8 protein-coding genes and 1 pseudogene are annotated in these 12,153 nt (G+C 40.9%); 6 read left to right on the top strand and 3 right to left on the bottom strand.

Annotated features, from left to right (window positions below; all coding sequences use genetic code 11):
• The first annotated feature begins 38 nt into the window (after positions 1-38).
• The 3 genes from I2432_RS06650 to I2432_RS06640 are packed head-to-tail and all read left to right on the top strand — an operon-like array spanning position 39 to position 3,059.
• A complete protein-coding gene (locus I2432_RS06650; protein WP_206152461.1) occupies positions 39-1,343 on the top strand; it encodes a carbohydrate ABC transporter permease in 1,305 nt (434 codons plus the stop codon).
• Positions 1,344-2,204: a sugar ABC transporter permease gene (locus tag I2432_RS06645; RefSeq protein ID WP_043030990.1), complete on the top strand. Its 861-nt coding sequence runs from the start codon at positions 1,344-1,346 to the stop codon at positions 2,202-2,204.
• A 24-nt stretch (positions 2,205-2,228) separates the two neighbouring features.
• A complete protein-coding gene (locus tag I2432_RS06640; RefSeq protein WP_111692558.1) occupies positions 2,229-3,059 on the top strand; it encodes a maltodextrose utilization protein malA in 831 nt (276 codons plus the stop codon).
• A 73-nt stretch (positions 3,060-3,132) separates the two neighbouring features.
• Here the strand turns inward: I2432_RS06640 and I2432_RS06635 are convergent, their stop codons facing one another.
• The 3 genes from I2432_RS06635 to I2432_RS06625 form a co-directional block, all read right to left on the bottom strand.
• Complete coding sequence (locus I2432_RS06635) at positions 3,133-3,969, bottom strand: sugar ABC transporter permease (protein WP_012515864.1); 837 nt, start codon at positions 3,967-3,969, stop codon at positions 3,133-3,135.
• Positions 3,969-5,330, bottom strand: a complete 1,362-nt coding sequence (locus I2432_RS06630; RefSeq protein ID WP_021320918.1) for a carbohydrate ABC transporter permease — start codon at positions 5,328-5,330, stop codon at positions 3,969-3,971. Before I2432_RS06630 ends, I2432_RS06635 begins: the two co-directional genes overlap by 1 nt.
• Before the next feature lie 299 nt (positions 5,331-5,629).
• Positions 5,630-6,883 (bottom strand): extracellular solute-binding protein, encoded by a 1,254-nt coding sequence (locus I2432_RS06625; protein ID WP_012515862.1) that lies wholly within the window; start codon positions 6,881-6,883, stop codon positions 5,630-5,632.
• A 248-nt stretch (positions 6,884-7,131) separates the two neighbouring features.
• Here I2432_RS06625 and I2432_RS06620 point away from each other — a divergent pair, with 248 nt between their 5' ends.
• The 3 genes and pseudogenes from I2432_RS06620 to glgP all read left to right on the top strand — a co-directional run bounded on the left by I2432_RS06620 (position 7,132) and on the right by glgP (position 12,152).
• Positions 7,132-8,154 carry a LacI family DNA-binding transcriptional regulator gene (locus I2432_RS06620; protein WP_043030986.1) on the top strand — a complete coding sequence of 341 codons (1,023 nt, stop codon included), beginning with the start codon at positions 7,132-7,134 and terminating at the stop codon, positions 8,152-8,154.
• A gap of 199 nt (positions 8,155-8,353) precedes the next feature.
• Positions 8,354-9,862, top strand: a pseudogene (malQ, locus tag I2432_RS06615) (4-alpha-glucanotransferase); the annotation flags it as partial.
• A gap of 25 nt (positions 9,863-9,887) precedes the next feature.
• A complete protein-coding gene (gene glgP / locus I2432_RS06610; RefSeq protein ID WP_206158679.1) occupies positions 9,888-12,152 on the top strand; it encodes a glycogen/starch/alpha-glucan family phosphorylase in 2,265 nt (754 codons plus the stop codon).
• Position 12,153 lies beyond the last annotated feature (1 nt).

The following is a 12,153-nucleotide window of genomic DNA, read 5'->3' as shown; positions in this document are numbered from 1 at the left end:
GAGGATAACCATAAAAGGGTGATAGAGAGGAATGACAAATGCTTAAGAATGAAAAAATGAAGAATCCACAAAAAGCCATGTGGCTTTCAATAATCCCTGGTCTGGGGCAATTCTACAATACTCAAAAGGTAAAAGGCTTTATTTTGCTTCTTGTGTTTTTAGGTGAGCTGCTAGAGGCTTTCTTTGTTGGTATTCCGGCTCTTGCTGGCTTGTACAGCCTTGGTAGTGTACCAATGGAGGATCATTCCCTATTCTTATTGATTAAGGGAGCTATGCAGCTTATCCTATTTGCCTTGTTTTTGATCTTTCATTTGGCTGCCATGCGAGATGCTAGGCTAGTGGCAAGGGAGATCAATGCAGGCCATAGCATTTCATTAACCTTAAAGGAGATGGTACAATCTATCTATGAAAAGGGCTTTCCTTATTTGCTGATTATTCCAGCCTACTTGGCTATGGCCTTTGCCATTGTTTTTCCGGTGCTTGTTACTTTATTAGTTGCATTTACAAACTATGATTTTAGGCATATTCCTCCCTATAAATTATTAGATTGGGTTGGCATTAAGAATTTTAAAAGCATTTTAGAGCTTAGCACCTTTAAGTCAGCCTTTGGCTCTGTGCTGTCATGGACCTTGATTTGGACCTTGGCAGCAACGAGTCTCCAGATTGTGATAGGAATAGCGACTGCTATTATTGCCAACCAGTCCTTTGTGAAGTGCAGGCGCATTTTTGGGGTGATTTTCTTGCTCCCTTGGGCGGTGCCTGCTTTTATCTCGATCATGAGCTTTGGGAATTTCTTTAATGATTCCATTGGCGCTATGAATGTTCAGGTGTTACCATTTTTAGAAAGGTTTGTGCCATTTGCAGATTTTGGCATTATCCCATGGAAGACAGATCCTTTTTGGACAAAGGTTGCGGTGATTATGGTCCAAGGCTGGCTGGGCTTTCCTTATATTTATATTTTGGTGTCTGGTATTTTACAATCAATTCCTGCTGATTTGTATGAGGCAGCAACAGTTGACGGGGCAACAGCCCTGCAGAAGTTTCGCCAAATTACCCTGCCAATGATCTTTGCTGTGGCAGCGCCAACCTTGATTTCGCAGTATACCTTTAATTTTAACAACTTCTCTATTATTTACCTCTTTAATAATGGAGGTCCTGGTACAGTTGGTGGCGGTGCAGGATCGACCGATATTTTGATTTCTTGGATTTACAAGCTGACCACACAAACGTCACCACAGTTTTCCATTGCTTCAGCGGTGACCTTAATCATTTCCTTGATTATTATTTCTGTATCATTGATAACCTTTAAAAAATTCAAAGCCTTTGACATGGAGGATCGCTAAATGGGTAGGAATTATTTGCCACAGTCAGTGAAGAAGAAGCGCTTGTTAGCTCAGCTGTTGACTTACAGCTATTTGCTAATCCTGTCGATCATCATCTTATTTCCAATCTTGGTGACCGTTAGCTCAGCCTTTAGGCCAGGAAATACAACTGCCTTTAGCTTTCATATTGATGGGCCTTGGACCTTATCAAACTTTGAGACACTCTTTCAGGACACCTATTACTTAAGATGGTACTGGAACACGTTAGTTGTCGCCTTTTTCACGATGCTGATCCAGGTGACAGTCATTACGCTGACAGGCTATGCTTACAGCCGCTATCACTTTTTTGGGCGTCAAAAGAGCTTGGTCTTTTTCTTAGTGGTTCAGATGGTTCCGACAATGGCTGCCTTAACAGCTTATTTTGTGATGGCTTGGTTGTTTAATGCTCTGAATCACTATTGGTTCCTCATTCTGATTTATGTTGGAGGAGGCATTCCGATGAATGCTTGGTTGATGAAGGGGTATTTTGATACTGTGCCTTATGATTTAGATGAGTCAGCTAAGCTAGATGGCTCTGGTCATTTTAGGACCTTCTACCAAATTGTATTTCCCTTGGTTCGTCCGATGGTTGCTGTTCAGGCCCTGTGGGCCTTTATGGGGCCCTTTGGTGACTTTATGCTTGCGAAATTTCTCTTACGTGAGCAGGAGCGTTACACCGTAGCGGTAGGTCTTCAGACATTCATCACTAATGACGCTAGAAATCCTAAGGTCACGTTGTTTGCAGCAGGGGCTATTTTAATCGCAGTGCCAATTTCAGTGCTATTCTTCTTTTTACAAAAGCATTTTGTTTCAGGCTTAACTAATGGTGGAACAAAGGGTTAATTTATCTCTCAAGGGGCTTTTATCATGACGAATGATCGATTTCCTATTTCTTACACAACTATTATCTTTTCTCCTAAAATGATATTTGCTCATCGCAGTGCCTTTTTGTGGTGGCAGAATGTGATTTTAGTGCTCTTTCTCAATGCTCTGGTGTTAATGCCTATCACGCTGCATTATGCAAGCTTGAAGAGCTATCCCTTAGAGCAAATAGTCCGTAATGGTTTAGGCTCCTTGACAGAAAAAACCTATCACGCCTTGACACAAGGCACTATTTGGCATGATCGCTATGATGGAAAAACAGTCCTTATAGAGGATACTGATGCTGTTGTTGCTGTATTGCCAACACCAGAAATAGTAGAAGAGCTAAAGAAAGATCAAAGAAGCCAGCTAATATTAACAGAAACCTCATGGATTTTAAGCTTTCCTGATGGTCAAAGGCTAACTGCTAAGGTTAAAGGCAACAAGGAAAGGCTAACGCGCTTAACCTCTCTAGAGGCTGTCAAGGCCTTTGTTAATCAGCAATGGTACAATAGCAATCGTGCCGCTGTGCTTGCCTTTTTGCTGCTAGTGGCTAGTAGTGTGGTCTATCTAGGAGCTGGTTTAGTGATCGGAATTGGCTCGTTATCACTGTTATTAACAAGATCTGCTAGATTATTTTCACTCAAGAGCTACTCAGAATGCTTGGGTTTGCTAGTGAATTGCTTTGGACTTCCTACGCTTTTAGCAGTGCTTATAAGCTTTTGGGTGCACAATCCTATTGTTATTATGAATAGTCAGGTCTTTGGCACACTGCTCATGCTGGTTCTAGTCTTTTACAAAACTCAGTTTAGAGATGAGGAGCAAGCACTAGCTTAGCCCTTGCGGACATCAAAAAATCCCTCCCAAGCGGGAAGGATTTTTTGAGTAAGGGTTATCGTGATCATTACTGCTATTTGACAGAACCACCTGTAACGCCTTCTACATAGTATTTTTGCATAAACATAAAGAGCAATGTGATTGGAATAGCAATTAACACAGATCCAGCGGTAAAGGCCATGAACCAGTCATTGATGGTGTCAGGCTGCAGCATTGAAAAGAGTCCGATAGCTACCGTATATTTGCTGGTTGCATCTCCTAAAATCACTTGGGCAAAGATAAAGTCAACCCAAGGTCCCATAAAGGCAAGGAGTGCAGTGTAAACAATGATTGGCTTTGATAGCGGTAGGGTAATCTTAAAGAAAATATCCATACGAGTAGCCCCATCAATCATGGCAGATTCGTCAAGCGAATAAGGAATGGTATCAAAGAAGCCCTTAGCAATGTAAAATCCAAGTGCAGCACCGGCAGAATAAACAAGGACTAGGGCAGTAAGACTTTGCGTAAGGCCAAGTGCTTTTAGGATATAGTAGATAGCAATCATGCTCATAAAGCCTGGAAACATGTTTAGCACTAGTGCAAGCTTTAAGAAACGATTGCGAAACTTGAATTTGATCCGACTAAGCGAGTAAGCCATCGCCACTGTAATAAAGGTTGAGATGATACAGGTAAAGATAGCAACAACAAAGGTATTGACAAACCATCTCCCAAAAGGAAAGGTTTCATTTGTAAAGAGCTTAATATAATGGTCTAATGTGAGATGCTTGGGAAGAAAATAATCGACATAAGCAGTGCCTTCAGCACGAAAGCTAGTCAGAACAACCCAAGCGATCGGTAAAAGCCAAATGATTGAGAGAACGGTTAAAATGGCGTAAACTAATCCAAGCTGAAATCGACGTTTGTTTTTCATTATTTCGCTGCTCCTTCCTTGTATGATGCAGTTCTTGTGTAAGCCAGTAAGCTAAAGATTGCTGATACGGTAAAGATTAAGATACCAATAACAGAGGCTAGGTTATAATCTGCTGCTGTAACAGTCAATTTATAGAGCCAAGTCACCAATAGATCGGTGGTTCCAGCTTGGTAATAGGCTGAATTGGTTGGCCCACCACCAGTTAGGAGATAGATCACATTGAAGTTATTGATGTTTCCAATAAATTGCTGAATCAGGTTTGGTGTCATGATAATGAGGATTTGAGGGAAGGTGATTGATTTGAAGACCTGAAATTTACTTGCCCCATCAATCTCTGCAGCCTCAATTTGTTCGCTTGGCAGATTCATAATGATACCTGTTGCGATTAACATGGTAAATGGAATACCAATCCACATATTAACAAAGATAATAGAGAATTTAGCCCAAATTGGATCAGATAAAAACGGTAGAGAATGGCGGATTAACCCTAATTTGCTAAGCAGGGCATTTAAGGGACCTTGGTCATTTAGCAGATTTCGCATAATCAGCAGTGAAATAAACTGAGGAACTGCGATGGTAATCACAAAGAAGGTCCGCCACATTTTTTTCAATTTTAAGCCTTTGGTATTAATCAAGAGTGCTAAAATGATACCAAAGAAGAAGTTAGTCACTGTGGCAAAGACAGCCCAAATCAGTGTCCATGAGAAAACAGGAAAGAAGGTTCCTGCCATACGACCACTTAACACGTTACCAAAATTGGAAAGACCAACCCAATCAAAAAGTGACTTTGGCGGGAGGTGATTGTGATCAAAGTTAGTAAATGCTAAGCAAATCATGTAGATCAAAGGAAGTACCGTAAACAGAAGCACACCAATCAATGGAATTGTCATCAATGTCATATGGAAACGACCATTTGCTAGACTAACAAAATCCTCCTTAAAGCTTGGGATTTTTGCCCCTTCTTGCTTTAGCATGTAGAGGTGACGGGCGCTTTTTAGGTTACACCAATAAATATAGGCAAATAACAAACAAAAAATCAGAGAGGCTAAGCCAAAAATCAGCATTAGCATCGAATTGTCTCCATCAACAGCAACCTGAATGCTGATACCGTCGATAGTTTTGGTTGTCATGCCCTGTGTTTGTGTTCCTAGGGTAATGAGGCCGCCAATAGCAGGAATGATTTGTGAAACAAAGGCGATGAAAAAGACCACCTCACTCAATAAAAAGAGTGTTCCTTTGACGAATTGTTTATTAGCAAAATTGGCAAAGCCCATAATGATAGCGGATAGTTTTATATCGAAGCTTCCCTTTGTTAAAGCCTCTTTTACAGTAACCTGAGATGCTAAGCCTGCCTGAGTCATATATGTTCTCCTTTATGTTAGGATACAAGAAAGTAGGATTACCTGACTCTCTTGTTCAGATGCTGTGGTCATAAGCGTTTGGTGCTAACGACCGCATAGCTAAGTGTTACCTAAACCTTTAAGCAATTAAAAATTTAAGTAGCACCAAGCTTTACGTCATATCAAAAACAAGTAGGAGTGGACTAAGCCCTGAAAAAATAATGATGCTTAGCTCCACCCCTTTAGAGATGAGTAGAAAGGATAGCGTTAAAATAGCCCACCTCTGTACTTGTTTAGGATAGTATTATAAATGAGATAGCTTATTTTGTTGCTGCAATGTCCTTGTCAAACTGCTGTAGCTTAGCAAGGTAGTCACCTTCTTTGATTTTACCATTGAAGGCATCGCTAAGGATTGCAGCACTTTCAGTCCAGAAGGTACCCATTTGACTAAGCTTAGGCATAACAACAGTATAATCTGAAGAAGATCCCATTGTGATAACTGTTTTTGCAAGCTCGTTTGATTGAACAGCCTCTGAAGCTTGAACGGTCTTGTTAGCTGGTACGATGTTACGTGTCTTGAATTGGTTTTCTTGGCTTTCAGCATTTGTTAGGTATGAAGCAAGCTTGTAGCTGGCTGCGATACGCTTGGTATCTCCCTTAGCAGGAGCTTGGTTAACCGCATAGAGCTTCACTCCCAAGAAGGCCTTTTGTTGAACGGTTTCGCCACCGATAGTTACCTTTGGATAAACAGCAACACCAAGGTTTTCTTTACCGATAGCCTTTTGTGCTGCCTCGTAATCCCAAGGACCTGATTCAAATGAAGCAACTGAACCGTCTCCAAACTGAGACATGACGTTGTTGGCATCTAAGTTAACAAATCCTTTGTTTGAGGCTTGGTCTGAAATCCATTTAAGAACAGCAACCCCTTTTTCATTGCCCCAGTTAGTTCCTTTAGTGTCTTCACCGCTTTCACCAAACAATGTGTTACCAACAGACATGAACAATGGACCAGTAGCATAAGCATTAGCCTGCTTGAAGGTACCACCAAAGGTAGCCTTAGACGTGATGGTATCGTATGAAGCAACATCATCAGCAGCTAGCTTCGTTTTGTTGTAGAAGAGAACCTGTGACTCAATACCAAATGGGAAGGCATAGGTTTTACCCTTGTATTGAGCACCAAGGATAGCTTGATCAGTTGCTGTATCAGCGATCTCTTTAGTGTATTCCTCTGGGACTTCTTGGATAATGCCAGATTCTACGAGCTGACCAAGCTGATCATGAGGAAGTGAAAAGACATCGGCAGCAGTAGAAGCATCTTTTTTGATTTTTTCTTGTGCTTTTGGATCCTCTGACTCGATCACCTTAACCTTGTAGCCAGAGTCCTTTTCAAATTTAGCGACAACATCTGTGTATGACTTTTTAGCCCCTGTTGGTACCCAAAGCTTAATTGTTTTTGAATCAGTACCTGATGCAGTTTCTGTTTTGTCCTTTGAACCAGATGCACACCCTACTAATAAGGCGCTAGCAAGTGTCAAGCTTGCCCCACTGACGATAACTTTTTGCCATGATTTCATAGCGATTTCCTCCTAAGATATATTTCTTACACTTAATATTATGCAACCGCTTGCAGAAAAAGTCAAGTCTTTTTTTAAAAAAAGTTGATTTTTTTAAAACATTTTTTCGATCATGAGGACAGCAGTTTTTTATGCCACCTTCTTGTAGGGAGAGAGTTGATTTTTTAGGAGATAATTGTATAATAAAAGCAAAATACATGTGAAAAAGCCTGACATAGCGTCATTATCAGGTATTAAATGAGGTTTATATGGTTACAATAAAAGACGTTGCCTTAAAAGCGGGTGTTAATCCTTCGACCGTCAGTCGTGTGCTAAAGGATAATCGCTCCATCTCTCAAAAGACAAAGGAAAAGGTCAGAAGAGCTATGAGCGAGCTTGGCTATGTTCCTAATGTAGCTGCGCAAATGCTTGCTAGTGGTCTGACACATAATATCGGTCTGGTTTTTCCGCCGATTATCACTAATGACCGTTTGAGTGATCCCTTTTTTATGGAAATCCTATCGACCATTACCAATGAAGCTAAGAAACATCATTTCACTGTTTCCATTGCAACAGGTATGTCTGTTGAGGATTTATTGAGCCAGGTTAAGTTAATGCACCTGCAAAAGCGTGTTGATGGCTTTATTATATTATATTCTGAGCAAGAAGACCCTGTTAGAGGCTATTTGATGACCAACCAAATTCCTTTTGTCATTGTTGGCGCACCAGAAGGTGATGAAAACAAAATCACCTATATTGACAATGACAACCAGCTAATGGCTAAAACCGCAGTTGATCATCTCTATCAAAAGGGTCACAGACAGATATTGTTTATTACAGACGATTTGGAAGCAGAGGTAGCTTCTGAGCGCTATATGGGCTATCTCAAAGGCTGCTTGAAATTATCCTTAGAAAACAAACCGATGCTGCTATTTGATCGAAAGGATCCAATTAGCATTGAAAAGGTTATTGAAACGATACGTAGCTTTAAGGCCACAGCCTTAATCGTGATTGGTGATGTTTTGTCGGTGCGAATGGTCCAGCTCTTGTCCTTTTATGACATTAAGGTGCCAGATGATATTTCGATTATTACCTTTAATAATTCCAGCTATTCGAAATTGATTCACCCTTACTTAACAACGTTTGATATTAACGTTGAAAATTTAGGGAGAACTTCCTTTAAGCAGCTTTTAGACATTATCAATGCCAACGAACAAACCCTGAGTCAGAAAATTTTGGTTCCCTTTAGCCTCAAAAAGCGGGAGAGTGTCAGGGATATTAATGCCAAATAGGAGTGAGATGAGGATGGAAGAGCAGCTGCTTAGGCTGTCTCTCCAATCCTTTTTTTGTTTTTGTCCTAGCTGCTTCCTTCATTACTATCAAGGCTTGAGCAGCTCTAGCATGCCGAAAAAGTCTCTTTTTTTTGAAAAGATATTGACTTGCGCAAACGGTTGCGTTATAATTTCAACATAAAGATTTTACAAGGAGAAAAAAAGAATGACTAAACGTGCAAGTGGTATTCTGATGCATATCAGCTCGCTTCCGGGACGCTTCGGTATTGGGAGCTTTGGTAAAGAGGCCTTTGAATTTGTTGACTTTTTAAAGGAAACCAAGCAGACCTATTGGCAGATTTTGCCCTTAACAACAACTAGCTTTGGAGATTCTCCTTATCAATCTTTTTCAGCTATTGCAGGAAATACGCATTTTATTGACCTTGAATTGCTGGCAAAGGACGGTTATTTGCAGGAAGCTGATTATGCTGCTGTTGATTTTGGCTCAAATCCGGAGTCTGTTGATTACGCTCAAGTCTTTCAAGCCAGACGCCCTTTATTAGAAAAAGCAGTTCAGGCTTTTGTCTCAACTGAGGAAGGCTTAAGACAGCTCGCCGAATTTGAAGCAACTGCGAGCTGGATAAATGATTTTGCCGAATTTATGGCTATTAAAGAGCATTTTGATCACAAGGCCCTCCAGGAATGGGACGATAGAGCAATTGTTAAGCGTGAAGAGGCTGCCTTGCTTCATTACCGCAAGCTGTTAGCCAAAGGCATCACCTATCATAAGGTCTGCCAATATTTCTTTTATCAGCAGTGGCTAGCGCTGAAGACCTATGCTAATCAAAATGGCATTGCTATCATTGGTGATATGCCAATCTACGTGTCTGCTGATAGCGTTGAGGTTTGGACGATGCCAGAGCTCTTTAAGGTGGATGCAGATAAAAAGCCGATTTACATTGCAGGTGTACCTGCTGATGGCTTTAGTGAGGACGGGCAGCTTTGGGGCAATCCTATTTACAACTGGGAGAGCCATGAGCAAACAGGCTTTGCTTGGTGGATCCATCGGATCAAAGAGAGCTTCAAGCTATACGATAAGCTTAGAATTGACCATTTCAAGGGCTTCTCAGATTTTTGGGAAATTCCTGGTGGTGATGTGACTGCTAAAAATGGTCATTGGGAGTCAGCCCCTGGAATTGCTCTATTTAAAGCTGTTCGAGAGGCCTTGGGTGAGCTGCCAATTATCGCAGAAAACCTTGGCTACATTGATGAAAAGGCTGAGCAGCTGCTGGCATCTACTGGCTTTCCGGGCATGAAGATTTTAGAGTTTGGTTTGTTTGATGTGACAAGTCAAAGCTTTGATTTGCCGCATAACTATGATCATAATTGCATTGTCTACACTGGTACGCATGACAATGAGGTGGTTAATGGCTGGTATGAGCATTTGAGTGCAGAGCAGGTTGAGTTTGTTAATCATTACATTCATAAGGCAGCTGATGAAAGCATTACCAAGGCTATGCTAAGAACAATCTTTGCAACTGTTTGTGATACTGCGATCTTGTGCATGCAGGATTTGCTGGATAAATCAGCTGATAGCCGCATGAATATGCCAAACACTGTTGGTGGCAACTGGCAATGGCGCATGCTTAAAGACGACCTTAAAGAGAAGCATAAGGCTTACTTAATACACTTGACTGAGCTATATGGTCGAGCCAATAATCATCACTAGAATACTATATTGAAAAGAGGATATCATGAAACGCTTTACAGATTACACTGAAATGACATTAGGAAAATCTCTTGCAAGTGCAAGCAAGGAGGAAATCTATCTTTCATTGCTTTCCTATGTCAAAGAAGAAGCAAGCAAAAAAGCAAAAAATACAGCTAAACGTAAGGTTTATTACATCTCAGCAGAATTTTTGATTGGTAAATTGCTTTCTAATAATCTCATTAATCTAGGTATTTATAAGGACATCAAAGAGGAGCTGGCTGCTGCTGGCAAATCAATTGCTGAGATAGAGGACGTTGAATTGGAGCCATCGCTTGGTAATGGTGGTCTTGGCCGTTTGGCATCGTGCTTTATTGATTCTATCTCAAGCCTTGGCATTAATGGTGAAGGGGTTGGCTTGAATTACCATTGTGGTTTGTTCAAGCAGGTCTTTAGGCACAATGAACAAACAGCAGAGCCTAATTTTTGGATAGAGGATGACTCTTGGCTAGTACCGACTGATATTTCATATGATGTTCCCTTTAAAAACTTTACCCTGAAGTCTCGTTTAGACCGTATTGATGTTTTAGGCTACAAGCGCGACACTAAAAATTACCTTAATCTTTTTGATATTGAAGGTGTTGATTATGGCTTGATTAAGGATGGCATTTCATTTGATAAGACTGACATTGCCAAAAACCTGACCCTGTTCCTTTACCCTGATGATTCTGATAAAAATGGTGAGCTCCTTCGCATTTACCAGCAATATTTCATGGTATCTAATGCCGCTCAGCTATTGATTGACGAAGCCATTGAGCGTGGCTCAAACCTGCATGATTTGGCTGATTACGCATACGTGCAGATCAATGATACCCATCCATCAATGGTCATTCCAGAATTGATTCGTCTGTTGACACAAAAGCATGGCTTTGATTTTGATGAGGCTGTTTCAGTGATTCAAAAGATGGTTGGCTATACCAATCACACGATCCTTGCAGAAGCCTTGGAAAAATGGCCTCTTGACTTCCTCAATGAGGTTGTGCCACATTTGGTAACGATTATTGAGCAGCTAGATGCTCTTGTTCGTGCAAGGGTATCAGATCCAGCCGTTCAGATCATTGATGAGACAGGTCGTGTGCATATGGCACATATGGATATTCATTTTGCCACAAGTGTCAACGGCGTTGCTGCCCTTCACACTGAAATCTTAAAAACCAGTGAATTGAAAGCCTTTTACAAGCTGTACCCAGAAAAATTCAACAACAAAACCAATGGCATTACCTTCCGTCGTTGGCTTGAGTTTGCGAACCAAGAGCTGGCGGACTACATTAAAGAGCTTATCGGTGATGCTTACTTGACTGATGCAACTAAGCTTGAACAATTAATGGCCTTTGCGGAGGATAAGACTGTTCATGCTAGATTGGCTGAGATTAAGCACCATAATAAATTGTCTTTGAAACGCTACCTCAAGGATAATAAAGGAATTGAGCTTGATGAGCATTCCATCATTGATACTCAAATTAAACGCTTCCACGAGTACAAGCGTCAGCAAATGAATGCCCTTTATGTGATTCATAAATACTTAGAAATCAAAAAAGGCAACCTGCCAAAGCGTAAAATAACGGTTATCTTTGGTGGTAAGGCTGCACCGGCTTATATCATTGCGCAGGATATTATTCACTTGATTCTTTGCTTGTCAGAGCTTATCAATAACGATCCGGAGGTAAGTCCATACCTTAATGTCCACCTTGTTGAAAATTACAATGTGACAGTAGCAGAGCATTTGATTCCTGCAACTGATATTTCAGAGCAGATTTCCCTAGCTTCAAAGGAAGCTTCAGGTACTGGTAATATGAAATTCATGCTCAATGGTGCCTTGACGCTTGGCACTATGGACGGGGCTAATGTGGAAATTGCTGAGCTTGCTGGTATGGATAATATCTACACCTTTGGTAAGGATTCAGATACCATTATTGATCTTTATGCCACAGGTGGTTATGTGTCTAAGGACTATTATGATGCCCACCCAGCTATCAAGGAAGCGGTTAACTTTATTATCAGTCCAGAGTTACTAGAGCTTGGTAATGAGGAACGTCTTGACCGTCTCTATAAGGAGTTAATCTCTAAGGACTGGTTTATGACCTTGATTGACCTTGAGGAATACATTGCAGTCAAAGAACAAATGCTGGCTGATTATGACAATCAGGACCTATGGCTGACAAAGGTTGTGCATAATATTGCTAAGGCTGGCTTCTTTTCATCGGACCGTACGATTGAACAATATAACCAAGACATTTGGCACTCATATTAAG

The sequence above is a fragment of the Streptococcus equi subsp. zooepidemicus genome, from assembly GCF_015689395.1.
In the GTDB taxonomy this organism is placed as follows: domain Bacteria; phylum Bacillota; class Bacilli; order Lactobacillales; family Streptococcaceae; genus Streptococcus; species Streptococcus equi.
Note: the sequence above shows the minus strand (reverse complement) of the source record. Positions and strands in the feature narration are given on the sequence as shown.